Origin of the sequence: Pannonibacter sp. SL95 (assembly GCF_026672425.1) — a bacterium.
In the GTDB taxonomy this organism is placed as follows: domain Bacteria; phylum Pseudomonadota; class Alphaproteobacteria; order Rhizobiales; family Stappiaceae; genus Pannonibacter.
In genome coordinates this window covers 1,384,763-1,407,060 of the sequence record NZ_JAPPRC010000006.1, presented here as the reverse complement: position 1 = coordinate 1,407,060, position 22,298 = coordinate 1,384,763, and the positions used below count along the sequence as shown (strand labels likewise).

The window sequence follows — 22,298 nt, the reverse complement described above, 5'->3', positions numbered from 1 at the left end:
TCCCTGTTGGCGCCACAGGCTCAAAAAAGAAGCCCGGGCGACTGACAGGGAGTTTTGTCATGAGTCCGCACCCTTTGCGGATCATCCACTGCGTGCGCTCGCCCGTGGGAGGAACGATCCGTCATATCCACGATCTGGCGATTGCCCAGGCGAAAGCTGGCCACTCTGTCGGTGTCGTCTGTGATTCCACGACCGGCTCCGATTTCGACGTTGCCATCCTGGAACGTATCCGACCCCATCTCACGCTAGGCATCACGCGGTTTGCCATCGAGCGCCATCTGACAGTCAAGGATCTGTCGGGCGCTCTGGCGCTCTATCGCAGCGTGAAGGCTCTGGAACCCGATGTCCTGCATGGTCATGGCGCCAAGGGCGGCGCCTATGTCCGCATCATCGGCAGCCTGCTGCGCCTGCAGGGCCGCGACGTCCAGCGCATCTACTGCGCCCACGGCGGCAGCCTGCATTATGACCCGCACCGCTTTGAAGGCCGCGTCTATCATCTGCTCGAACGGATCCAGTCCCGCCTGACGGACGGACTGGTCTTCGTGTCCGAGTATGAGCGCGCCGCCTATGAAACCAAGGTCATGCGTCCGCATGCCCCGGTCCGCGTGATTTACAACGGCCTCAATGAAAGCGAGTTCGAGCCGGTCCGGCCGCGTGAAGACGCGCGCGACTTCATCTATGTCGGCATGCTGCGCGACCTGAAGGGCCCGGACCTGTTCATCGAGGCGATCTACAATCTCGGCCTGCGCCGGGCCGAGCCGGTGACAGCCTATATTGTCGGCGAAGGGCCGGACCGTCCGCGCTACGAACGGATGATCGCGGAGCTTGGTCTTGGCGAGTGCATCGCATTTCTCGGTGCCCTGCCCGCACGCACGGCCTTCGAAATGGGTCGCGCCCTGGTCGTCCCGTCCCGGGCCGAGGCCATGCCCTATATCGTTCTGGAGGCGATGGCGGCGGAAGTTCCGCTGATCGCTACGCGCGTCGGTGGCATTCCGGAGGTGTTTGGCCGCCATGCCGGTCGCCTGGTCGAGCCAGGCGACAGCCACCGCCTGGCCACAGCCATGGACGAGATGCTGGACGCACCCGACTTGGCCCGGGCCCTCGCCCGTGACCTCCGCCACGCCATGGCGGACCGATTCTCGGCCACAACAATGGCCGGCAGCATCACCGATCTCTACCTTGCGCTGCGAGGACAGGACCCGCATCCGTTCGAGGCGGTCGCACCGGTTCCTGCCCTTGCCAAGCATTCCCAGCCCAAATCCGTTTTAGCCAGACCGAGCAAGCCATGATTGCCATGCCCGCCGACCAGTCTTTGCCCGCTTCCACCAATCCGGCACCGACCGACACCGCCGAAGCTGCGACTGTCGAGGACGCCGAGGCCCTGCGCCAGCGGCTCGCTGACGAGTTGCGCCGCAGCACCTCCGGTGACGCGGTCATTCGCCCGGCCCAGTCGCAGCCGTCGATGTCGGCCGATGCGCTGCGCATCGCTGACAGCCTGCGCTCTGACGGGCTGTCGCAACCGGTGCTGGAAGGCGTCGTCCGCCTGATCGATGGTGGTCTGGTCGTCGGAACCGGGCTTGCAGTGCTTGCCCTCGTCGGGTCAGGACTTGCGTCTCCCGGGCTGATGCTGCTGCTCCTCGGCGTGGCGCTGGTCTCCGCCCTTGCCTTCTTCCATGCCTTTGACTGCTATCAGGTGCCCGTGATGCGGGCCGGACTGGCTCAGGCTGGCCGCGTGGCCGGTGGCTGGACGCTTGTCTTCGCGATGTTCGCCATCGCCATCGCCACCACGCCCCTGACCGCATCCATTCCCGCTGCCGCATTCGGTGCCTGGTATGCGGCCGGGCTTGGCGCATTGCTGAGCGGGCGCTTCATCCTGTCGCGCCTGGTGCGGCGCTGGATGGCCAACGGCCGGCTGGAACGCCGCGCGGTGATCGTTGGCGGCGGCACGGCGGCGGCCGATCTCATTCACGAGCTGGAATCGCAGAAAGACAACGACATCCGCATCTGCGGCATCTTCGATGATCGCGCCAATGACCGCTCGCCGGCCGTTGTCGCCGGCTACCCGAAGCTCGGCAACATTGATGCGCTGGTGGAATTTGCCCGCCGCGCCCGCATCGACATGCTGATCGTCTGCATCCCGCTGCGGGCCGAACAGCGCGTCCTCGAGCTGCTGCGCAAGCTCTGGGTCCTGCCCATCGACATCCGCCTGTCCGCCCACACCGACAAGATGCGCTTCCGCACCCGTGGCTCGTCCTTCATCGGCACGGTTCCCTTCGTCGACGTGGTCGAAAAGCCGATCACCGACTGGGACATGGTCGCCAAGCGCGTGTTCGATGTGGTGGTTGCCAGCCTTGCCATCGTTGCCCTGTCGCCGGTGATGCTGGCCACGGCCATTGCCATCAAGCTCGACAGCAAGGGGCCGGTGCTGTTCCGTCAGAAGCGCTACGGCTTCAACAACGAGATCATCGACGTGCTGAAGTTCCGCTCGATGTACAACGACATGGCCGATCCGGCGGCCAAGAAGGTCGTGACCAAGGGCGATCCGCGCGTGACCAAGGTCGGCCGTTTCATCCGCCGCACGTCCATCGATGAACTGCCGCAGCTCTTCAACGTCATTGCCGGCACGCTGTCGCTGGTCGGCCCGCGCCCCCATGCTGTCAACGCCCACACCAATGACCAGACCTGGGATGAGGTCGTCTACGGCTACTTCGCCCGTCACAAGGTGAAGCCGGGTGTCACGGGCTGGGCCCAGATCAACGGCTGGCGCGGCGAAGTCGACACGCAGGAAAAGATCCAGAAGCGTGTTGAGTTCGACCTCTACTACATCGAGAACTGGTCGATCCTGTTCGACATCAAGATCCTTGCCCTGACGCCGGCGCGCCTGCTCAACACGGAGAACGCGTATTGAGCGACGCCCTCACAGCGGCCGCGCCTGCCGGGCTCCTGAGCGGTCGGGGCCTGCCCCTCCGCCGGCTCGGCGATGCGGCCCTGTGGCTGGCGGTATTCCTTGGCGGCTTTGTTATCGCCGAACCTGCGCCCTATGAGCTGCTGGTGGCGCTGCTGATGGTCATCTGGCTGCTGGCCGGACTGAAATTCCGCCGCGAGATCGGGCCGATGATGGTGTTGCTGCTGCTATTCATGGCCGGTGGCATCATGGCAGTGCCCTTCGCCCGCGACCTGCCGGCTGGTGCCATGCACATGGCAATTTCAGCTTTTCTTGGCGCCACGGCCATGTTCTACGCTGCCCTGGTCAGCGAGCGGCCGGTCCGGATCGAGATTATCGAGCGGGCATACATCGCAAGCGCCTTCTTTTGCGCTTTACTTGGCATAGTCGGCTTTTTCAATCTCATTCCCGGCGGCGAGCTCTTCACCCTCAATGACCGCGCCAAGGGCACGTTCCAGGACCCGAACGTCTTCGGTCCGTTCCTCCTGCTGCCAACACTGCTGCTGCTGCGCCGTCTGATGACGAGCCCCCCCTCGGCCTGGGGTCTTGCGCTGGTCGTGCTGCCGGTGCTGGTGCTGGGTGTCTTCCTGTCCTTCTCGCGCGGGGCCTGGGGCATGCTGGCTGTCGCGGGCGTCGTTCTCTACGCGCTGCTCCTTGTCAACGAGCAACGGCCGGCACGGCGGTTGCGCCTCGTGCTACTGGCAGGCGCCGGCGTCCTTGGTGTTGTGGTCCTGCTTGTGGCGGCCTTGTCGATCGATCAGGTCGCGGACATGTTCGAGCAGCGGGCCAAGCTGGTGCAGCCATATGACAGCGCCCGTCTCGGCCGCTTTGCCCGCTACAGCCTCGGCTTCGAAATGGCGATGGAACGCCCGCTGGGCCTTGGGCCGCTTGAGTTCAACAAGTACTTCCCCGAAGACGAGCACAACGTCTACATGAAGGCCTTCACCGCCTATGGCTGGCTCGGCGGTATCGTCTGGCCGATGCTGATGCTGTGGACGCTTGTGGCGTTGGGACGCCAGATGTTCCGGCACCGCCCCTGGACGCCCTTCGCCCAGTGCCTCTTCGCCGTGCTGCTGGTGCATGTCTTCGTCGGCGTCGTCATCGACATCGACCGCTGGCGCCACCTCTTCATGCTGATCGGCCTCGCCTGGGGCCTGATCGCGGCCGACAAGCTGTATGACCGGCGTCCGCGCCAGACAGCAAGACCGCCGCAGCACGCTTCCACGCAAGCGTAGCGCCCAACCGAATGTCATGAAGACCGCGCGTGAACGCGTCACGGCAGAATCTTGAATTGTCAGGAAAACTGTTTTCTGTCAAAGCCGCTCATGCGGTGGAGGTGTGACCGAGAGATGGTTGCCATCCGTTTTCAGTCCCAGTTTTAGGCTGGCCTGCAGGTGACACCGACACGGCGTTCAGCTGCCGATTTCTGCAGTCAGGATCCCTGTATGCACTCGCGCAGAAACGGTTCGACAAGCTTGGCAGCTGTGACCTCGGGTTCGATCTGCAAGACGAAATGCGGCGCATCAATGCCGACAATCCGGATCCCGCTCTGAAACTCCACCATTTCATTGGTGCATTTCCCGGGCAGCAAACGGTCTCGATCCGCCCGGATCGCCATTACGGGAACATCGATCTTCCTCAGCAAACCGGTCACATCACAGGTGAGGACGTTCCGAAGCCTGCTCGCAAGAACGTCTTTGGGAACTGTCCGGATGACGCCTTGAATTTCACTCGCGACTTCCGGCCTTCGCCCGTTGAGCAACACCAGCCGGATGATCCATTGCGGCAACGGAAATCTCGTTAGAACCGGCAAGAGCGTCGCGAGCAGAGACGCGACACGAGGGAACGGACTGCGCGCGAAGGTCGCGACCAGCACCAGGCATTGGAGCTGCCCGGGATGCCTGGCTGCAATTGAAATCGCGACAGGTCCGGAAAACGATTCCGCGACAATGAAAAATGCTTGGTCGACGGGAATCGTTGCAGCGGCATAGTCAGCCAGTTCGTCATAGCTGAGGCCGTGAACGTTGGGGTAACGAACCACGACGGGATCCGCAAAACGCGCGATCTCAGCAGCGAAGGCATCGAAAAATTTTCCCGAGCCATCCAGCCCCGGCAGCAAAATGCAGCTGATCTTTTCCATCGGCACTGACTATGCCGCAGCTGACGGCCTTGACGTAAGAAAAACAAAAAACGCAGGCCTGAATAAATCAGAACCTGCGTTTTTGAAACAAATGGTCGGGCAGGCCGGATTTGAACCGACGACCCCTTGACCCCCAGTCAAGTGCGCTACCAGGCTGCGCTACTGCCCGACTGCGCCCTCTCTAACCGCTTCGACCGGCTTGCGCAAGAGCTGCCTTGCGCGCCCATCCACAGGCAACGCCGGCAAAGGGTCAGGACACCCCCGATCAGCGCGCCTGGTCCAGCAGGCGCTTGCATTCCAGCAGTTCGAACAGGGTTGCCTGCAGGCGGCGGACATCGTCCTTCGAAAGGGCGCCGGTGCCGCCGGACAGGGTCTCGCCTTTTTCGCCCCGGAACCGGTCCATGAAGCGGAAGCCGCTGCGGCTCGCATGGGCGGCATGGACGCGCGGGTCGTCGTCAGACAGAAGCCCCTTCGGCAGGACCTCGCTCGGCAGGCCGTTGCCAGCCTCGTTGCGGGATGGCGCCTGTTCGATCACGGTCGCACGGCGAACCGGGGCTTCCAGCCGCGGCGTGTCGTCGGCGTCCTCATCGTCCAGGTCGATCCGCGGCGCAATCGACAGCGGGATCGCGTCGTCGCGCCAGATCTGCATGACAAAGCGCGGCCCCTGCTCTTTCAGGATCCGCTGCACGCCCTTGATCGTGTAGCCTTCCCCGTAGAGCAGATGGCGGATGCCGCGCAGCAGTTCCACATCGTCCGGGCGATAATAGCGCCGGCCGCCGCCGCGCTTCAGCGGCTTGATCTGCGTGAATCGCGTTTCCCAGAAGCGCAGCACATGCTGCGGCAGGTCGAGATCTTCGGCCACCTCGCTGATCGTGCGAAACGCGTCAGGGCTCTTTTCAAGCGACATGATGCAGGTCTCTCCCCGGACGGGCCGGTTTCAGGCGCAACAGGTCCACGCGGCGGTGGCGGGCAACGCATCGCACAGACAACAGCCAAGCAGCTGGCTGCCTGGCGAGACAGTCAACAAAAGGCTAGCAGTCAGCAACAGGCGGGCAGTCAGCACAAGGCTGGTCAGCCTGTTAGGCAGATCAGTCGCCGTGGCCGTCGCCGGTCAGCGTCTCGTTAATCTTCTGCTTGAGGATGTTGCTCGGCTTGAAGACCATGACGCGGCGCGGCGAAATCGGCACTTCCTCGCCCGTCTTTGGGTTGCGGCCGATCCGCTCGCCCTTGGACCGGACCACGAAGGATCCGAAGGAGGACAGTTTCACGGATTCGCCAGTCACCAGGCAATCGGATATTTCGGCCAGAACGCGCTCGACCAGTTCGGCCGACTCGGTTCTCGAAAGCCCCACCTTCTGATAGACGGCTTCGCAAAGATCGGCGCGCGTGACTGTCCTGCTGGCCATGCCCCCTCCTTGCCGCACATCAGCGATCCGGCTGATTTTGCTGCAAAAGTAATGTTCGCCAATACGGTATTGTGTCCGCTGCGACCGGTCAACCCGGTCTTCTGCCAGAAAGGCGCAAAGCGCCTTTCATTACCAGCGCAGCAGCACAGAGCCCCACGTAAACCCGCCGCCCATGGCCTCCAGCATGACGAGATCGCCCTGCTTGATCCGGCCATCGCGCACTGCCGTGTCCAGCGCCAGCGGAATCGATGCCGCCGAGGTGTTGCCGTGCTGATCGACAGTGGTCACGACTTTTTCCGGCACGATGCCGAGCTTCTTGGCGCTGGCGTCGATGATGCGCTTGTTGGCCTGATGCGGCACAAACCAGTCGAGATCGTCGGACCCGAAACCGGTCGCCTTGTAGGCATCCTCGATCACGTCGGTGATCATGCCGACTGCGTGCTTGAAGACTTCCTTGCCTTCCATGCGCAGGTGGCCGACGGTCTGCGTCGAGGACGGGCCGCCGTCGACATAGAGCTTCGACTTGTGGCTGCCATCGGAGCGCAGGTGCGTCGTCAGCACGCCGCGATCGGCCAGCGAGCCCTCAGCCTCGCGCGCTTCCAGCACGACCGCGCCGGCGCCATCGCCGAAGAGAACGCAGGTGGTGCGGTCTTCCCAGTCGAGAATGCGCGAGAAGGTCTCCGCGCCGATCACCAGGGCGCGGCGCGCCTGGCCGGCACGCAGGAAATTGTCTGCCGTGGCCATGGCAAAGACGAAGCCGGAGCAGACGGCATGGACGTCAAAGGCAAAGCCGTGGTGAATTCCCAGCTCGTTCTGGACGGTCACAGCAGTCGCCGGGAAGGTGTTGTCCGGGGTCGCGGTGGCCAGGACAATCATGTCGATGTCCTTCGGCTCAAGCCCTGCGCTGTCCAGCGCGCGGCGAGCCGCCTTGACCGCCAGATGCGACGTGAATTCGCCAGGCGAGGCAATGTGACGCTTGCGGATGCCCGTACGCTGGACAATCCAGTCATCGCTGGTGTCGACCATGGTCGCCAGCTCTTCATTGGTCAGGGACTTCTCGGGCAGATAGCTGCCACAGCCGAGAACGGTCGAACGGATGAGGCTCACTCGTCACCTTCGGAGTTGTCAGAGGGCACGACATACCGGCCACGATGATAGTGAACCAGGTCCTGTGCGATCTTGTGAATAAGTTCGTTGCGCACCATGCCATGCGCAAGGGCGATGGCGCTGGCAAAGCCTTCGGCATCGGTGCCGCCATGGCTCTTGATCACGACGCCATTGAGGCCGAGGAACACGCCGCCATTGACCTTGCGCGGGTCCATCTTTTCGCGCAGCCGGTCGAATGCGCCCTTGGCCAGCAGGTAGCCAAGCTTGGCCATCCAGGTGCGCTGCATCGCAGCTTTCAGGTAGCCACCGATCTGCTTGGCGGTGCCTTCGGCGGTCTTCAGTGCGATGTTGCCGGCAAAACCTTCCGTCACCACCACGTCGACCGTGCCCTTGCCGAGGTCGTCGCCTTCGACGAAGCCGGCATAGGAGAAGGACCGGAACGGAACTTCCTTCATGATCCGGCCAGCGGTGCGGACCTCTTCCAGGCCCTTCACTTCCTCGACGCCGATGTTCAGGAGGCCCACGGTCGGCTTCTGCACGCCAAACAGCGCGCGCGCCATGGCACCGCCGAGAATGGCGAAATCGATCAGCTGCTGCGCGTCGGCACCAATGGTCGCGCCGACATCCAGCACGACGGATTCGCCCCGCGCTGTCGGCCAGATCGCCGCAATCGCCGGGCGTTCGATGTTGGCCATGGTGCGCAGGCAGAACTTGGACATGGCCATCAGTGCGCCGGTGTTGCCGGCCGAGACGGCGACATCGGCATCGCCCGTCTTCACCGCTTCAATGGCCCGCCACATGGACGAGCGCCAGCGCCCCTGGCGCAGCGCCTGGCTGGGCTTTGCATCCATGGCAACGGCCACGTCGCAATGGAAGAAAGTCGAGGCATCGCGCAGGCGCGGGTACTTCTCCAGCAAGGGCAGCACGACGCGCTCGTTGCCATAAAGAAGGAAGCGGATGTCGGGATGCCGCAGCAGCGCGATCTCGGCGCCCGGAAGCACCATTTCCGCGCCGGCGTCACCGCCCATGACATCGAGAGCAATATGAATGGGTTTCGCCATTGGCAGGTTCTTGTTGTCCTTCAGAGCGGCGGACGACGCGCCACGAACGTGTCAGTCTCCGCGACGGACTTTACTGCCCCACGCACAGCCGTTCGCGTCCGGGCCCTTTCGGGCCGCAGCGCTGCGAACATACCGGTTTCGGGCCACGAGACAACCGTTTTCCGGGTGGCAAGCGGGCATAAAACGGACCTGTCCGGCGCTTTTGCCAAGAAATCCGGATCCCTTTCAGGCTCCGGCGCGCACTTTCATTCCGGCTCCTTGTCCTTCAGCTTTTGCAACACGGCAAAAGGGTTGGGACGTTCGTCGGCGACATCTTCCTCTTCCGGCGGCGCATCGAAGGCCAGTTCTGCCCCCGGAGCGCGCGGGAACGGGTCCAGCGCAAGGACGAACTGTTCCAGCACCAGCGCACCAAGATCGATGCTGCCATCGATGATTTCATCCGGCGGCTCGGGCGCCTCCAGATCGATCTCGATCTCGCCGTCATCCGCCAGATCCGGTGCGCGGCGGCTTTCGGTCGCAGCCGGTTCATAGGCGCGCTCGAACCGGTCGCTCACCGTCATCGGCACCGGCTCCAGCGTGACGACACAGCGCTGAGCACCGGAGGCGGCGAGCGATCCGGTGATGAAGACGCCGGCCTTGCGCCACGGCCGCACTTCCAGCTCCGCCGTCAGCGATGCCAGCTCGACAAGGCCATAGGTCTCGGCAATACGCGCCAGCGCTGCCGCATCCGGCGCAACCTTGATCACCTGCGGCTTGTTGCCAAGCCGGGCGACATCGAAGCGCTGGGTAAAGGGAAAGGCGACGTCAGACATGATTCGATCCTTCGATCACGGCGAGCGGATCCGGCCAGGGCAGCCTGGCGGCAAGAATGTCGCTCACCGGAGTGGCCGCCAGCGCAGGACCGGCCGCCATGGCATAGCGGGCCAGCGCCATGGCGGCGGCAGGGGTTGAGTTCTCGGGGAAAAAGTTGCGGTCAACGGCCGCCGCCAGAGCGTTGAGATCGCCGGCATCGATGGCTGCGCCATAGGCGGCGGCCCGGCCGAAGAACGCCTCGGCCATGCGCTTGACCTTCTTCGGCACCGCATTGTCGGAGATGCCCATCTCGCGCAGGGAACCGTCCATGTCGGCGAAGAAGATGTCGAACACCGACTGCGACACGGCGACAGCCTCCTTGCCCTCGCCCTGCAGCCGGCGAAACAGCAGCATGGCGTGCAGGATGATCATGTCGAAGCGCCCGTCGACCGTATCCGGCGCGCCAAGATTGGCGTAAAACGCGGCCTGACGGGACTGGGCCACGATGGCGCCATAAAGGGCGTATTCGGATGGTTGTGTCCGGCGGCGAAACAGGCCAAAAACCATATGAAGCCTCTCGCAATGCGGTGACTGTGGGTGTTGCCTTGTGCCCTAACGCAGGTTACTCGCTTTGCCAAGGAACGAATTCAGATACGCACCGGGCTCCGGCTTCGGTTCAACGGGAACGGGAACGCAGGAATGAAGATCAAGTCGCATGTGGTGATGCTTCCGATTCTCCTCGGCCTGACCGTTGGAGGCTGCTTCACCCAGACCTTCAATCACGGCCATTCCATTTCCCCGGACATGCTGCAGCAGGTTCAGGTCGGCTCGAGCAAGGAAAACGTCGAGCTGGTGCTCGGCTCGCCGTCCACCACCTCCGACATCAGCGGCCTGACCTATTATTACATCTCGCAGGTGTCCGAGACCACGGCCTTCATGGGCAACAAGATCGTCGAACAGCGCGTTGTCGCCGTCTATTTCGACGAGGATGGCTTCGTGAAGGACATTGCCAACTACGGCATGCAGGATGGCAAGGTGTTCGACTTCATCACCCGCACCACGCGCACGGGCGGTGCCGACTACGGCTTCATCACCCAGATCCTGCGCGGCGCCACCACCCCGTCGCTGGGCCTGTAAGGCACCGGCCACGGTATCGGATCATGACAAGGGCCCCGGATCACTCCGGGGCTTTTTGCATTCCGGCGCCTGCGCTGATTTCTGTCCGCTGGCCCATCCCGGTCCCCTGCTTGCCACGCCGTTGCCTACTCGCCCGTCGCCCCTGTCCCTCTCTCCTTCTCCGGCGTCATCCCCGCCCCCGTGCGGGGATCCACACTGCCTACCGGCTCGAACGGACGTAACAAGCTTTGACGGGGCTGGATCCCCGCACGGGGGCGGGGATGACCGGAGTGGTAGGTCGGCCGCCCGTGGCACACAGGGTGCCCCACGGCGCTCTGGCCCTGCGCCGCAACCCGTCCGGACGCCGCAGGCTCCCCAAAGAACAAAAGGCCCCGGATCGCTCCGGGGCCTTTTCTCTTTCCAGGGCCGCGATGCCCCTGCCCTCAATGCGCCAGCACGGCGAGCAGGAGCAGGGCGACGATGTTGGCGATCTTGATCATCGGGTTGACGGCCGGACCGGCGGTGTCCTTGTAGGGGTCACCCACCGTGTCGCCGGTCACCGCGGCCTTGTGGGCGTCCGAGCCCTTGCCGCCGTGATGGCCATCCTCGATGTACTTCTTCGCATTGTCCCAGGCACCACCGCCGGCAGTCATCGACAGGGCCACGAACAGGCCGGTGATGATGATGCCGAGCAACATGGCGCCGAGCGCGGCAAAGGCGTTGGCCTTGCCTGCGATCATGTTGATGATGAAGAAGCCGGCAATCGGCGACAGCACCGGCAGCATCGACGGCACGATCATTTCGCGGATCGCCGCCTTGGTCAGCATGTCGACCGCCCGGCCATAGTCCGGCCGCTCGGTGCCCGCCATGATGCCCGGCTTTTCGCGGAACTGACGCCGCACTTCCTCCACCACCGCCGAGGCGGCGCGGCCGACGGCGGTCATGGCGATGCCGCCGAAGAGATAGGGCAGCAGGCCGCCGAAGAAGAGACCCACGACCACGTAAGGATTGGACAGCGAGAAATCGAGCGTCTCGTTGGTCAGGCCCTGGAAGTAGGGGTACTTGTCCGAGTTGGCGATGAAGAAGCGCAGATCCTCGGTGTAGGCGGCAAACAGCACCAGGGCGCCGAGACCGGCAGACCCGATGGCGTAGCCCTTGGTCACGGCCTTGGTCGTGTTGCCGACCGCATCGAGCGCATCGGTGGTGACACGGACCGAGGCCGGCAGATCCGCCATTTCGGCAATGCCGCCGGCGTTGTCGGTGACCGGACCGAAGGCATCGAGTGCCACCACCATGCCAGCCAGCGCCAGCATGGTCGTCACCGCGATGGCAATGCCGAACAGGCCGGCCAGCGAATGGGTGACGATAATGCCGGCGATGATGATGATCGCCGGCAAGGCGGTTGCTTCCATCGAGATGGCAAGGCCCTGGATCACGTTGGTGCCATGGCCGGTGACCGAGGCCTGGGCGATGGAGCGCACGGGGCGGAAGCCGGTGCCGGTGTAGTACTCCGTCACCCAGATGATCAGGCCGGTGACGGCCAGACCCGCGATGCCGCACAGATAGAGGTCCATCGGCGTGAAGCTGAGGCCGCGCGAGGTGGTCAGCACCCCGTCCATGCCGCCGAACACCCAGGAGGTGACCGGATAAAGGATGATCAGCGACAGCACCGACGTGGCAATGAAGCCCTTGTACAGCGCGCCCATGATCGAGTTGTTGGCACCGAGCTTCACGAAGAAGGTGCCGATGATCGAGGTGATGATGCAGGCCCCGCCGATGGTCAGCGGATAGAGCATCGCCGCGGAGGTCGAAGGCGTTCCGGCGAAATAGATCGCCGCCAGTACCATGGTGGCCACCAGCGTCACCGCGTAGGTCTCGAACAGGTCCGCCGCCATGCCGGCGCAGTCACCGACGTTGTCGCCCACGTTGTCGGCGATGGTTGCCGGGTTGCGCGGATCATCTTCCGGAATGCCGGCTTCGACCTTGCCGACCAGATCGCCGCCGACATCCGCACCCTTGGTGAAGATGCCACCGCCAAGACGGGCGAAGATCGAGATCAGCGACGCGCCGAAGCCGAGAGCCACAAGGGCGTCGATGACGACGCGGTCGGTGGCCGCATAGCCGAGGCCACCGGTCAGCACCGCGAAGTAGACGGCAACGCCGAGAAGCGCGAGACCGGCCACCAGCATGCCGGTGACGGCACCGGACTTGAAGGCGATCTCGAGACCGGCGGCAAGGCTCTTGGTGGACGCCTGCGCAGTGCGCACATTGGCCCGCACGGACACATGCATGCCGATGAAGCCAGCCAGCGCCGACAGGATCGCGCCTGCGGCAAAGCCGATGGCGACCAGCATGCCCAGGAGCCAGGCCCCGAGAATGAAGATCACGACACCGGCAACGGCGATGGTCGAATACTGGCGGGTCAGATAGGCCTGAGCGCCCTCCTGGATCGCGCCGGCGATCTCCCGCATCCGTGCATTTCCGGCATCGGCTGCCATGACGGACTGAATGGCCCAGATCCCGTAGCCAATCGCCAGGAATCCGCATGCTATGACAACGACAAGCTCGGTCATGAGTCCTCCCCAAGTGACGCGCAGCCCTCGCCATGCTGTTTCGGATTTCTGTTATGCGGCAAGGAGCTGCAGACCGGCCCCGTGCGTGTGCCTTCTGGTTTTGGCAAGTACCCGATCAATTCCCCGGCACGGGACAACGATGCCACGGTAACAGGTAACAAGTGGGGTTGGTCAAGCTCTACCTGAAGAAACTGACGAGAACATCAGCACTTCCGTCCTTGCACTGCGGCAGCCGCAGTGCATCATTTTCCGCGGCGCGATAGCCCCCTGTTTGCAATCGGCTTTTTACTTAAGCCAGCGCATCGCTGGTTGAACTGCGGCGCAGCACCACCATCAGGACGACACAGATTGCAGTGACCGGGAACACCAGCATGTTCACCGTGCCCCAGCCGAAATTGTAGAGCAGCGAGCCGGACGAGAACGAGGCGAAGGCGACAAAGCCGAACACCAGGAAGTCATTGGCGGACTGGACCATGTTGCGTTCCGACGGGCGGTAGCACGCGGTCAGCATGGTCGTCGCACCGATGAAGCCGAAGTTCCAGCCAACACCCAGCAGGATCAGCGCCACCCAGAAATGGCCGACCTCCTCACCGCTCAAGGCAATCACCGCACAGCCACACAGCAGCGCCAGGCCGACCAGCACGATGGTGCGCACGCCAAAGCGGGCAATCAGCGAGCCGGTGAAGAAGCTCGGGCCGAACATCGCCAGCACATGCCACTGGATCGCCAGCGCCGCGTCCGTCGTTGTCAGGCCGCAGCCGATCATCGCCAGCGGCGTCGCCGTCATGACAAGGCTCATCAGGGCATAGGAGACGATGCCGCAGGTGACGGCGACGATGAAGCCGGGCTGGCGCATGATCTCGCTGAGCGGGCGGGCATCACCGGCCTGTGCTTTGGCCATCGGCGGCGGCGACTTCAGGAACCAAAGCACCAGAAAGGCAAGGAACGACAGTCCGGCCAGCGCGATATAGGTGCCGGCAAACAGGATCGGCGCGAACAGGTCACGGGTCAGGATCACGGTCTGCGGACCGATCACGCCTGCCAGAATGCCGCCTGCCATCACCCAGGAAATCGCTCGCGGCCGGAACGCCGGGCTCGCCGCGTCCGCGGCAGCAAAGCGGAACTGCTGCACGAAGGCCGTGACAAAGCCCATCGCAGCGCAAGCGAGGGTGAACAGCCAGAAGCTGGCGCCAAGCACCGCCCAGGCCGCCAGCAATGACGTAACGGTGCCGCCGATCGAGGATCCGAGGAAGCTGCGGCGGCGGCCGAAGCGGCGCATGATCATGCCCGCCGGCAACATGCCAAGCGCAGTGCCCAGCACCATGAAAGAGACAGGCAACGTCGCGAGCGACTTGTCGGACCCGAGGAGGGCCGAGCCGATCAGTGGCCCGGTGGCAATAACGATGGAGGCCGATGCGCCGCCCAGGGCCTGGGCAAAGGCGAGCAAGGCGACATTGCGACGGGCAATACGGTCGTCGACACCAGCAGCGGCGTCAGCTGCGGAAGACGGATGGCTCATGCTGGAAACTCCGCCTCGGCCAGATGCAGTCATGTCCTGCGGGCGAGGGAGACAGTAAGGGCGGGGCACCGGGGCTTTCACCCGGCTCACCATCAAAAGTGTCGGAAGCCGCCGTCCCCTGCAAGCGGAAAACTTGCGCCCTTGCGAAAATACTGGAGTGTTCCGGTGCTTGCCTCAGCGCTCACCGCCTTGCCGATACAGGCAAGTGCAACGCCCGCCGCTCGCGCGTCCGCCTCCAGCAGACCGGCACGATCCGCGGGGACGGCCAGCAGCAGTTCATAGTCGTCACCGCCGCCAAGGCAAGTCGCCAGCCGGGCCGGATCGCGGGCAAGCACCGCCCGTGCAGCGGGCGAGAACGGGATGGCGTCGATGTCGATGTGAAGGTCCACGCCGGAGGCTGCCGCCATATGTCCGCCATCGCCGGTCAGACCATCAGAGATGTCCATGGCCGCGCTGGCATGTGCCAGCACTGCGTCCGCCAGTCCGCAGCGCGGCTGTGGCAGCAGATAGCGATCCAGCAGATATTCGGTGGTCACCACACCCAGCCCCAGGCGGGCTGCTAGATCCGGATCATAGCGCAGCCGGACACCCAGGGCGGAATCGCCCAGCGTGCCGGTGACATAGATGAGATCCCCTGCCCTTGCGCCATTGCGCCGAACCGCAAGGCCCGCCGGCACTTCGCCAATGGCGGTCACAGACAGGAGGAGCTTGCCGCCGGAGGCGATGGTATCGCCGCCCAGCAGCGTGATGCCAAAGCTGGCCTGATCGCGCGCAAGGCCGGCGCAGAACGCCTCCAGCCACTCCGCCGTCCAGTCCTGCGGCAGGGCTAGCCCCAGCAGATAGCCGCGCGGGCGGGCGCCCTTGGCGGCAAGATCCGACAGGTTCACCCGCAGCGCCTTGGCGGCAATCGCGTCCGCCGGATCCTTGGCAAAGAAATGCACATCGGCCGCAAGGAGGTCCTTGGTCAGGACCAGCTCGCAGCCCGGCGATGGCGTCAGGGTTGCTGCGTCATCGGTCAGGCCGAGGGCACCGGGATCGCTGGCAAGAGGAGCGAAGTAGCGCTTGATCAGCGCGAACTCGTGCGGCCTGTCGCCAGCCATCAAACTTGCCTTCAGTCCGTCTTGTCTGCCGGTCCGCCGGCATCCTCATCGTCATCGGCCTGGGCGCGCGGCGGCAGTTCCGCACTGCGCAGCTCATGCGCCAGACGGTCGAGCACGCCGTTGACGAGCGGCGGCTCGTCGTCGGAATAGAACGCCTTGGCGATGTCGATGTACTCGGAAATGATCACCTTGGGCGGCACGTCGCGGCGGCGCAGCAGCTCGAAGCTGCCAGCGCGCAGGATGGCGCGCAGCAGGCTGTCGATCCGCTTCAGCGGCCAGTCTTCGGCCAGCGCGGTGTGGATGAACGGGTCGATCACCCGCTGGTCTTCCACGACGCCCTTCACCACCGACTTGAAGTAATGTTCGTCGGCGTCCAGGTACTGGGCGCCGTCGACTTCCTTGCCAAGGCGGAATGCGGTGAACTCATTGATGACATCGGTCAGCGACGAGCCGCCGATATCCATCTGGTAGAGTGCCTGCACCGCGCCGAGGCGGGCGGTGCCGCGCTTGTTGGCCGGTTTGACACCCCGGCCGGCTGCGTTGTCTGCCCCGTCAGTCATCGCGTCTCAGACCCCGAGCTTCTCACGCAGGGCGATCATGTCGAGCGCCGCGCGGGAGGCTGCACCACCCTTGTCCTTGTCGGTCATGCGGGCGCGAGCCCAGGCCTGATCGTCGTTTTCGACGGTCAGGATGCCATTGCCGACGGCAAGGTCCGCGTCGACGATGAGGTCCATGATGACGCGAGCCGATTCATTGGCGACGATGTCATAATGGGTGGTCTCGCCGCGAATGACGCAGCCGAGCAGCACGAAACCGTCATAGAACGTGCCTTCGTTTTCCATCGAGGTCAGGACCATCGACAGGGCAGCGGGGATCTCGAGCACGCCAGGCACCTGGATGCGGTCATGGGTCGCCCCGGCCGTCTCGAGCGCCTTGGCCGCGCCTTCGTAAAGGGCGTCAGCGATGTCTTCGTAGAATCGGGCTTCGATAATCAGGACGTGCGGGGCGGAGCTCATCGGGTCGGTCGCTTTCTCTTGAGATTGTAACGGTCAGGAACCATGCCTGACCCCGTTTGTCCAGCCCTCGGCTTGAAGGGCTGCCTATCGGTCGAATTCGGCAAGGCGCGCGGCATAGCGTGCCATCATGTCCACTTCAAGATTAACGTGGTCGCCTTCCTGCCGTTCCCCCCATGTGGTGGCGCTGAGGGTATGGGGAATGAGGAACACGGAAAACTCGGTTCCCTCGACCTCGTTGACCGTCAGCGACGTGCCGTCGAGGGCGACCGAGCCCTTGCGGGCGATGAAGCGGGCGAAGTCGGGCGTCGTGTCAAAGCGGAAGTAGACGCTGTCCGGGTGATCGCGGCGCGTGACGATGCGCGCCAGCCCGTCAACATGGCCGAGCACCAGATGGCCGCCCAGTTCCGTGCCCAGCGACAGCGAGCGCTCGAGGTTGAGGCGCATGCCCGCGCGCCAGTCCTTCGCGGTCGTCAGGCGCAAGGTCTCCGCGCCACTTTCCACCTCGAACCAGTTGCCCTCGCCGTCGCGCCCCTTGGCGGTCACCGTATGGCACGGACCGCCGCAGGCGATGGAGGCGCCGAGATCGATGCCGTCGGGGTCATAGACGGTGGAAATGCGCGTGCGCTTGCCGGCGGGGATGTCGATGACGGAGCGGATCACGCCGACGTCGGTGACGATACCAGTGAACATGTCAGATCTCCTTGCGCGCCAGGCGCGTCAACCGGTCCGGGCCATACACGGCGGTTCCGGCCAGCCGGTAAGTGGGGCATTCGGTCAGCGCCGCCAAGGGGCGTCCGGCGAAGGGCAGGATTGCACCTGGCCCAAGGCTCGGCCGTCCGGTGAAGATGAAGGCCTCGTCGATCAGTCCGGCGTCGAGGAAACTGGCCGCCACCTGCGCCCCGCCCTCCACCATCAGCCGGGTGATGCCGCGATTGGCCAGCGCCGTTACGGCGACAAGCGGGTCGATGCCAGCGTCACAGGGGGGAACGCGGATCACCAGCACGCCGGCCGACGTCAGCGCCTCGACCCTCACCGGATCCGCGTCATTGCCGGCGATCACCCACACCGGCACATCGGCAGCACTGCGCACCAGACGGCTCGTCAACGGCAGGCGCGCCTGCCGGTCGAGCACCACGCGCACCGGTGAGCGGTTGCCCATGCCGGGCAGACGGCAGGTCAGCTCCGGATCATCGGCAAGCACGGTGCCGATGCCGACCAGAATGGCGTCATATCTGGCCCGGAGGCCGTGCACCATCGCCCGCGCCTCGGGCCCAGTGATCGCCACCTGCCCCTCGCCGTGCCGGCCGATGCCGCCGTCGGCAGAGACAGCGAGCTTCAGCATCACAAGTGGACGCATGGCAGTCACGCGCAGATTGTGGCCTGCATGCAGCCAGCGCGCGGCCTCTTCCTCAACGGCCGCCACCACATCCACACCGGCCTCGCGCAGGATCGCGATGCCGCGGCCGGAGACGCGCGGGTTGGGATCAAGACAGCCAACGACCACCCGGCGCACGCCCGCCTCGACCAGCGCCAGCGAACAGGGCGGCGTGCGGCCGTAGTGCGAACAGGGCTCCAGCGTGACATAGGCGGTTGCCCCGCGCGCGGCCTCGCCAGCACTGCGCAGGGCGCTCACTTCCGCATGCGGCCCGCCCGGGCGCGCGGTGACGCCGCGCCCGACGATCCGCCGCTCGGCACCCTCGCCCGCGACGATCAGCGCGCCGACCGAGGGGTTGGGCCAGACACGACCCAGTCCGCGCGCGGCCAGCGCGATCGCGGCCCGCATCGCCCTGGCGTCGAAGGTCGAGACCTGCCCCGCCCCTCCTGACACCGCGCTGCTCACTCGTCCTCCAGCGGACCTGCGGCCGGGTTGTTCAGCTCGCCAATCAGGGCCTCAAAGTCCTTGGCCTCGCGGAAATTCTTGTAGACCGAGGCAAAGCGCACATAGGCGACGCTGTCGATGTTCTTCAGCCCCTCCATGACATGGGTGCCGATGACCTCGCTGGTCACCTCGCCCTCGCCCGTGCTTTCCAGCTGGCGCACGATGCCGCTGACCATCCGCTCGATCCGCTCCGGATCCACGGGACGCTTGCGCACGGCCGTCTCGACGGAGCGCATCAGCTTCTCCCGGTCGAAGGGCACCCGGCGGCCGGAGCGCTTGACCACCATCAGCTCGCGCAGCTGCACCCGCTCGAAGGTGGTGAATCGGCCACCGCAGGTCGAACACACGCGGCGCCGGCGGATGGCGGTGTTGTCCTCGGTCGGACGTGAGTCCTTGACCTGTGTCTCGTCTCCGCCACAGAAGGGGCAGCGCATGGGGAAACTCCCGTTTGTCGTGTCCACGAAAGCCGAGGCCCGCCTCGGGGCTCGGCCCTTGATAGGACAGGTCAGCCGCGTTTCAAACGCAAAAAGCCCGCGCCCTGCGGCGCGGACCTTTGTTGAGGCCGATAGGACCAGATTCGAAGCGGCGAGGCCAGAGCTGGCCTCGCGCGATCAGAACCCTCAGGCCGGGTAGATCGGGAAGCGTTCGGTCAGGGCGATGACCTTCTGCTTCACCGCAGCTTCCACGGCGGCATTGCCCTCTTCGCTGTTGGCAGCCTTCAGGCCGTCGAGCACTTCGGTGATCAGGAGGCCGATCTCGCGGAACTCGGCCAGGCCGAAGCCGCGCGTCGTGCCGGCCGGGGTGCCGAGACGGATACCGGAGGTGACGAAGGGCTTCTCCGGGTCGAACGGAATGCCGTTCTTGTTGCAGGTGATGTTGGCCCGGCCAAGCGCGCCTTCGGCCTTCTTGCCGGTGGCGTTCTTCGGACGCAGGTCAACCAGCATCAGGTGGTTGTCGGTGCCGCCGGAGACGATGTCGAGGCCCTGCTCCTGCAGGGTCTGGGCCAGCATCTTGGCGTTGGCAACCACCGCTGCCGCGTAGGACTTGAAGTCCGGATTGAGCGCCTCACCGAAGGCAACGGCCTTGGCGGCGATGACATGCATCAGCGGACCGCCCTGCAGACCCGGGAACACGGCCGAGTTCACCTTCTTGGCGATGTCCTCGTCGTTGGTGAGGATCAGGCCGCCGCGCGGGCCACGCAGCGACTTGTGCGTGGTCGAGGTGCAGACATGGGCGTGGGGCACCGGCGAGGGATGCACGCCACCGGCGACGAGACCGGCGATATGCGCCATGTCGACCATCAGGTAGGCGCCAACCGCGTCAGCGATCTCGCGGAACTTCTTCCAGTCCCAGGTGCGCGAATAGGCGGTGCCACCGGCGACGATCAGTTTCGGCTTGTGTTCATGGGCGAGGCGCTCGACCTCGGCCATGTCCAGGAGGTGATCGTCCTTGCGCACGCCATAGGAGACGACGTTGAACCACTTGCCAGACATGTTGACCGGCGAGCCGTGAGTCAGGTGACCGCCCGAATTCAGGTCAAGACCCATGAAGGTGTCGCCCGGCTGCAGCAGGGCCAGGAACACGGCCTGGTTCATCTGGCTGCCCGAGTTCGGCTGCACGTTGGCGAACTTGGCGCCGAACAGCTGCTTGGCGCGTTCGATGGCCAGGTTCTCGACGATGTCGACATACTGGCAGCCGCCATAGTAGCGCTTGCCCGGGTAGCCTTCGGCATACTTGTTGGTCAGGACCGACCCTTGCGCTTCCAGCACGGCCTTGGAGACGATGTTCTCCGAGGCGATCAGCTCGATCTCATGCTGCTGACGACCGGCTTCCTTCTGGATCGCGGCGAACACATCTGCGTCTGCCTCGGCGAGGTTGCGGGTGAAGAACCCGGAATAGATCGGCTGGCTTGCCGAGGTATCCGTCATCGACATGGCGTGGTCCTTTTCAGCGAGCCCAGGGCATCGGGATCCGGGGGCCGGCAGGCCTTACTGGCCTTGCATCTGCGCGGCGGCTCGCTCACCAGTCGCACAGCCCGTTTGGGAGCCAAGCAATTAGCATAGCCCTCCCCCCGAACCAAGTGGCCAACCGTCACAGCTCTGCCATGATCCGACATGCGCGGGAAAAGGCCGCACGCATGGCGGCTTTCGAGGCGTGACCGATCAGCCCTCGCCGGCGAGATCCGCCATGCGCTTCTGCAGTTTGCGCAAGGCAACGCTTTCAAGGTCACGCTGCGAGGCCGCACTTGGTCCGATGATGCTGACCTCGACCCCGGAGGCCGCATCAATGGCAATGACCTTCACCTGACGGCCAATGGGTACGAACTCGAAATAGACTTCCCCGCTTTGCCCCGTCATGGCGTGCTGCTCCTGATTCCGGACGTTCCCCATCCTAGCAAAGGGCAACACCAGCTGCGAGGGCATCCACTCCGGCTGTACCAATGGCTGCATGGCTCGCCCTCCGGACACAGGTCGCGGCTCAAGGCTGGGACAGCGCGGATGGGGGCGTCAATGACCCTCACTCTCCGTGTCATCAACTCTGTTGTTGTGCGTTTTGCCTGATCCTTGCGTTCAGGATGACGATGATCTTTCGCATGAGGGCGGCGATTGCGAGGATTGGCTTCTTCCCGTTGTTGATAAGCCTTTGATAGACCTCCTTTAATGGCCCGTTTGCGCGGCTTGCGGACAAGGCGGCCATGAAGAGGGCCGGCTTGACGGTGGAGCGTCCGCCGTGCATCCGGCGATATCCCTTGAGGGTTCCGCTGTCCTTGGGATGAGGGGCGACCCCGGCGAGGCTTGCGGCCTGGCGCCGGTCCATCGTTCCCAGTTCCGGCATGGTTGCGGCGAGGGTGATGGCGGTGCGCTTGCCCACGCCCGGCAGGGAGCAGCAGACCTCGATCCGGCGGGCGAGCTGCGGCGAGGCGTCGACGAGCGCCTCGATGGCGGCGTCGATGGCCTCGATCTCGTGCAGGATCGCCCGCAGGATGACCTGGCAGGAGCGGCGGATGATCGCGATGCCAGGTCCCTCTCCGGGGATCTTTGAGCGGTTCTGCTCGGCCACCTTGAGGGCGAGAAGCTCCTGACGGCGGGCATTGAGGCTGGCGAGTGTGCTCTGGGTCTCATCGGCCGGCGTGAACAGGGCGAGTGTCTTCCAGCGCTCCTCGCCATAGCGGGCCAGAGCCTGGGCATCGATGGCGTCTGTCTTGGCAAGACGGCCGAAGGACCGGCTGAATGCCTTGACCTTAACGGTATCGGCCCGGTGGCAGGCAAGGCCTGCTGCCGTCAGTTCGCCCACCAGCAGGCGCTCGTGGCCGCCGGTCGGCTCCAACACGCACAGGCAGTCGGCCGACAGGCCTGTCAGCGCCTTGCGGATGCTGGCGGAGCGGTTGGGGAAGGTCGTGACACGGCCGGTGGCGGTGTCGAAGGCGGTGATGCTGTCCTTGGCGACATCGAAGCCGCAGACATGGGCGGGAGGCTGCTGCAGGGCGGGCATGGCCGTGCTATCCTTGACGTGCTTCGGATTGTTTGCGGGCGTGGGTGTCAACCAGAGGCCCAATCAACTCTCCAAGCGGGAAAAGGGAAGCGTCAGGGAGCCATGATGACAGCGGGTGAAAACCCGACCCCGGGACGGTCGCCTGACGCTGAA

The 22,298-nt window shown here is 64.6% G+C and carries 22 protein-coding genes and 1 tRNA gene; 4 read left to right on the top strand and 19 right to left on the bottom strand.

Annotated features, from left to right (window positions below; all coding sequences use genetic code 11):
- Positions 1–59: 59 nt before the first annotated feature.
- Genes OVA12_RS23355 through OVA12_RS23345 form a run of 3 tightly spaced genes read left to right on the top strand, consistent with a single transcriptional unit; the run spans position 60 to position 4,179 of the window.
- Positions 60–1,289, top strand: coding sequence for a glycosyltransferase family 4 protein (locus tag OVA12_RS23355; RefSeq protein ID WP_268141256.1), 1,230 nt, complete (start codon positions 60–62; stop codon positions 1,287–1,289).
- On the top strand, positions 1,286–2,908 hold the full coding sequence (locus tag OVA12_RS23350) for an undecaprenyl-phosphate glucose phosphotransferase (RefSeq protein WP_442793918.1): 1,623 nt from the start codon (positions 1,286–1,288) through the stop codon (positions 2,906–2,908). The genes OVA12_RS23355 and OVA12_RS23350 overlap by 4 nt, the downstream gene beginning before the upstream one ends.
- On the top strand, positions 2,905–4,179 hold the full coding sequence (locus OVA12_RS23345) for an O-antigen ligase family protein (protein ID WP_268141254.1): 1,275 nt from the start codon (positions 2,905–2,907) through the stop codon (positions 4,177–4,179). The genes OVA12_RS23350 and OVA12_RS23345 overlap by 4 nt, the downstream gene beginning before the upstream one ends.
- A 197-nt stretch (positions 4,180–4,376) precedes the next feature.
- Here the strand turns inward: OVA12_RS23345 and OVA12_RS23340 are convergent, their stop codons facing one another.
- The 8 genes from OVA12_RS23340 to OVA12_RS23305 form a co-directional block, all read right to left on the bottom strand.
- Positions 4,377–5,084: an alpha/beta fold hydrolase gene (locus tag OVA12_RS23340; RefSeq protein WP_268141252.1), complete on the bottom strand. Its 708-nt coding sequence runs from the start codon at positions 5,082–5,084 to the stop codon at positions 4,377–4,379.
- 92 nt (positions 5,085–5,176) lie between these two features.
- A tRNA-Pro gene (locus OVA12_RS23335) sits at positions 5,177–5,253 on the bottom strand.
- A 96-nt stretch (positions 5,254–5,349) separates the two neighbouring features.
- Positions 5,350–5,991 (bottom strand): MerR family transcriptional regulator, encoded by a 642-nt coding sequence (locus tag OVA12_RS23330; RefSeq protein ID WP_268141249.1) that lies wholly within the window; start codon positions 5,989–5,991, stop codon positions 5,350–5,352.
- Positions 5,992–6,172: 181 nt separating this feature from the next.
- A complete protein-coding gene (locus OVA12_RS23325) occupies positions 6,173–6,490 on the bottom strand; it encodes an integration host factor subunit alpha (RefSeq protein ID WP_268141247.1) in 318 nt (105 codons plus the stop codon).
- A gap of 129 nt (positions 6,491–6,619) precedes the next feature.
- Positions 6,620–7,597, bottom strand: a complete 978-nt coding sequence (locus tag OVA12_RS23320; RefSeq protein WP_268141244.1) for a beta-ketoacyl-ACP synthase III — start codon at positions 7,595–7,597, stop codon at positions 6,620–6,622.
- Complete coding sequence (gene plsX / locus OVA12_RS23315) at positions 7,594–8,658, bottom strand: phosphate acyltransferase PlsX (RefSeq protein ID WP_268141242.1); 1,065 nt, start codon at positions 8,656–8,658, stop codon at positions 7,594–7,596. Before plsX ends, OVA12_RS23320 begins: the two co-directional genes overlap by 4 nt.
- A gap of 245 nt (positions 8,659–8,903) precedes the next feature.
- Positions 8,904–9,470, bottom strand: a complete 567-nt coding sequence (locus OVA12_RS23310) for a YceD family protein (RefSeq protein WP_268141240.1) — start codon at positions 9,468–9,470, stop codon at positions 8,904–8,906.
- Positions 9,463–10,017 carry a ubiquinol-cytochrome C chaperone family protein gene (locus OVA12_RS23305; protein WP_268141238.1) on the bottom strand — a complete coding sequence of 185 codons (555 nt, stop codon included), beginning with the start codon at positions 10,015–10,017 and terminating at the stop codon, positions 9,463–9,465. The genes OVA12_RS23310 and OVA12_RS23305 overlap by 8 nt, the downstream gene beginning before the upstream one ends.
- 132 nt (positions 10,018–10,149) lie before the next feature.
- Here OVA12_RS23305 and OVA12_RS23300 point away from each other — a divergent pair, with 132 nt between their 5' ends.
- Positions 10,150–10,587, top strand: coding sequence for an outer membrane protein assembly factor BamE (locus OVA12_RS23300; protein ID WP_106752250.1), 438 nt, complete (start codon positions 10,150–10,152; stop codon positions 10,585–10,587).
- Between the two features lie 422 nt (positions 10,588–11,009).
- Here the strand turns inward: OVA12_RS23300 and OVA12_RS23295 are convergent, their stop codons facing one another.
- From OVA12_RS23295 to OVA12_RS23245, 11 genes are all read right to left on the bottom strand, one after another.
- A complete protein-coding gene (locus tag OVA12_RS23295; protein ID WP_268141236.1) occupies positions 11,010–13,139 on the bottom strand; it encodes a sodium-translocating pyrophosphatase in 2,130 nt (709 codons plus the stop codon).
- 289 nt (positions 13,140–13,428) lie between these two features.
- Positions 13,429–14,658, bottom strand: coding sequence for an MFS transporter (locus OVA12_RS23290; RefSeq protein ID WP_268141234.1), 1,230 nt, complete (start codon positions 14,656–14,658; stop codon positions 13,429–13,431).
- 92 nt (positions 14,659–14,750) lie between these two features.
- Complete coding sequence (thiL, locus tag OVA12_RS23285) at positions 14,751–15,758, bottom strand: thiamine-phosphate kinase (protein WP_268141232.1); 1,008 nt, start codon at positions 15,756–15,758, stop codon at positions 14,751–14,753.
- 11 nt (positions 15,759–15,769) lie between these two features.
- Complete coding sequence (gene nusB, locus OVA12_RS23280; protein ID WP_268141230.1) at positions 15,770–16,318, bottom strand: transcription antitermination factor NusB; 549 nt, start codon at positions 16,316–16,318, stop codon at positions 15,770–15,772.
- A 6-nt stretch (positions 16,319–16,324) separates the two neighbouring features.
- On the bottom strand, positions 16,325–16,774 hold the full coding sequence (gene ribH / locus OVA12_RS23275; protein ID WP_106752245.1) for a 6,7-dimethyl-8-ribityllumazine synthase: 450 nt from the start codon (positions 16,772–16,774) through the stop codon (positions 16,325–16,327).
- Between the two features lie 84 nt (positions 16,775–16,858).
- Complete coding sequence (locus OVA12_RS23270) at positions 16,859–17,464, bottom strand: riboflavin synthase (RefSeq protein WP_268141228.1); 606 nt, start codon at positions 17,462–17,464, stop codon at positions 16,859–16,861.
- 1 nt (position 17,465) lies between these two features.
- Positions 17,466–18,614, bottom strand: a complete 1,149-nt coding sequence (gene ribD, locus OVA12_RS23265; RefSeq protein WP_268141226.1) for a bifunctional diaminohydroxyphosphoribosylaminopyrimidine deaminase/5-amino-6-(5-phosphoribosylamino)uracil reductase RibD — start codon at positions 18,612–18,614, stop codon at positions 17,466–17,468.
- Entirely contained in the window at positions 18,611–19,087 is a 477-nt protein-coding gene (gene nrdR, locus OVA12_RS23260; RefSeq protein WP_106752242.1) for a transcriptional regulator NrdR, read from the bottom strand. The genes ribD and nrdR overlap by 4 nt, the downstream gene beginning before the upstream one ends.
- Positions 19,088–19,273: 186 nt before the next feature.
- Complete coding sequence (gene glyA / locus OVA12_RS23255) at positions 19,274–20,587, bottom strand: serine hydroxymethyltransferase (protein WP_442793917.1); 1,314 nt, start codon at positions 20,585–20,587, stop codon at positions 19,274–19,276.
- Positions 20,588–20,815: 228 nt separating this feature from the next.
- Entirely contained in the window at positions 20,816–21,010 is a 195-nt protein-coding gene (locus OVA12_RS23250; protein WP_268141224.1) for a DUF6898 family protein, read from the bottom strand.
- Positions 21,011–21,185: 175 nt separating this feature from the next.
- On the bottom strand, positions 21,186–22,145 hold the full coding sequence (locus OVA12_RS23245; protein WP_268134326.1) for an IS110 family transposase: 960 nt from the start codon (positions 22,143–22,145) through the stop codon (positions 21,186–21,188).
- Positions 22,146–22,298 lie beyond the last annotated feature (153 nt).

Excerpts from the sequence above, each read along its gene's own strand:
- ribH (WP_106752245.1), bottom strand. The coding sequence starts at position 16,774 with ATGAGCTCCGCCCCGCACGTCCTGATTATCGAAGCCCGATTCTACGAA.
- OVA12_RS23305 (WP_268141238.1), bottom strand. The coding sequence starts at position 10,017 with ATGGTTTTTGGCCTGTTTCGCCGCCGGACACAACCATCCGAATACGCC.
- OVA12_RS23245 (WP_268134326.1), bottom strand. The coding sequence starts at position 22,145 with ATGCCCGCCCTGCAGCAGCCTCCCGCCCATGTCTGCGGCTTCGATGTC.
- OVA12_RS23290 (WP_268141234.1), bottom strand. The coding sequence starts at position 14,658 with ATGAGCCATCCGTCTTCCGCAGCTGACGCCGCTGCTGGTGTCGACGAC.
- OVA12_RS23330 (WP_268141249.1), bottom strand. The coding sequence starts at position 5,991 with ATGTCGCTTGAAAAGAGCCCTGACGCGTTTCGCACGATCAGCGAGGTG.
- OVA12_RS23355 (WP_268141256.1), top strand. The coding sequence starts at position 60 with ATGAGTCCGCACCCTTTGCGGATCATCCACTGCGTGCGCTCGCCCGTG.
- thiL (WP_268141232.1), bottom strand. The coding sequence starts at position 15,758 with ATGGCTGGCGACAGGCCGCACGAGTTCGCGCTGATCAAGCGCTACTTC.
- OVA12_RS23325 (WP_268141247.1), bottom strand. The coding sequence starts at position 6,490 with ATGGCCAGCAGGACAGTCACGCGCGCCGATCTTTGCGAAGCCGTCTAT.
- OVA12_RS23350 (WP_442793918.1), top strand. The coding sequence starts at position 1,286 with ATGATTGCCATGCCCGCCGACCAGTCTTTGCCCGCTTCCACCAATCCG.
- OVA12_RS23270 (WP_268141228.1), bottom strand. The coding sequence starts at position 17,464 with ATGTTCACTGGTATCGTCACCGACGTCGGCGTGATCCGCTCCGTCATC.
- OVA12_RS23310 (WP_268141240.1), bottom strand. The coding sequence starts at position 9,470 with ATGTCTGACGTCGCCTTTCCCTTTACCCAGCGCTTCGATGTCGCCCGG.
- plsX (WP_268141242.1), bottom strand. The coding sequence starts at position 8,658 with ATGGCGAAACCCATTCATATTGCTCTCGATGTCATGGGCGGTGACGCC.
- glyA (WP_442793917.1), bottom strand. The coding sequence starts at position 20,587 with ATGTCGATGACGGATACCTCGGCAAGCCAGCCGATCTATTCCGGGTTC.
- OVA12_RS23300 (WP_106752250.1), top strand. The coding sequence starts at position 10,150 with ATGAAGATCAAGTCGCATGTGGTGATGCTTCCGATTCTCCTCGGCCTG.
- OVA12_RS23295 (WP_268141236.1), bottom strand. The coding sequence starts at position 13,139 with ATGACCGAGCTTGTCGTTGTCATAGCATGCGGATTCCTGGCGATTGGC.
- nrdR (WP_106752242.1), bottom strand. The coding sequence starts at position 19,087 with ATGCGCTGCCCCTTCTGTGGCGGAGACGAGACACAGGTCAAGGACTCA.
- OVA12_RS23250 (WP_268141224.1), bottom strand. The coding sequence starts at position 21,010 with ATGACGGGGCAAAGCGGGGAAGTCTATTTCGAGTTCGTACCCATTGGC.
- nusB (WP_268141230.1), bottom strand. The coding sequence starts at position 16,318 with ATGACTGACGGGGCAGACAACGCAGCCGGCCGGGGTGTCAAACCGGCC.
- OVA12_RS23340 (WP_268141252.1), bottom strand. The coding sequence starts at position 5,084 with ATGGAAAAGATCAGCTGCATTTTGCTGCCGGGGCTGGATGGCTCGGGA.